The organism is Halomonas sp. B23F22_20 (genome assembly GCF_043496985.1).
Taxonomy (GTDB): Bacteria; Pseudomonadota; Gammaproteobacteria; order Pseudomonadales; family Halomonadaceae; genus Halomonas.
Map to the genome: position 1 here is coordinate 1 of NZ_JBIEKH010000115.1, position 614 is coordinate 614.

The following is a 614-nucleotide window of genomic DNA, read 5'->3' on the forward strand; positions in this document are numbered from 1 at the left end:
TTTTTTCACGCAGCCTTTGAGTGCAGCGATGCTTCTGTTCACCATAGGGTTCTTGCTCTGGCCGCTTGGTAAACGATACGTTCTACGCCATCGTGAACCGGCTTGAGGCTAGCTTCCATCGGTAGATGGGGAGGCGCCGCCGACCTGGCTGGCGAGTAACTGATAGAGTTTGCTGGCAGCTTCGCTGGGGTTGTCGTCGCGCAGGTAAAGATAGAAATTGATGTCAGGCAGCGACGGCAACCCCTGACGTTCCCCGAGCACCCGGAACTCGGGGGTGACGAGCTCGATACTACGAGCCGTGATGCCCAGACCGGCGCGAACAGCCGCCTTGATCCCCGCAAGGTTGGGTGCGACATAACTCTCTGTGTATTCCCGCTTTGATGGATCTAGCGCTTCCAGGGCAATGCGCCGAAAGATGCTGGGTTCATCAGCCAACACCAGTGATAATGGCTCAGACGGCTCGAATTGATAATCGCTGGCAGCGATCCACACGACCGGGGAGCTTCGCAGCACTAGGTGCGGGCGACCGGGCACTGCTCGCGTCGAGATTGTCAGGTCGAGCTCGCCAGCAAACAGCATATCCATCAAGTCGGGACTGCGACCGACATGTATGG

The 614-nt window shown here is 58.0% G+C and carries 1 protein-coding gene; it reads right to left on the bottom strand.

From position 1 onward, the window contains the following. Positions 1–108: 108 nt before the first annotated feature. Positions 109–614: LysR substrate-binding domain-containing protein (locus tag ACGTN6_RS20865; protein ID WP_394595012.1), on the bottom strand; the 506-nt coding region annotated here is incomplete at its 5' end.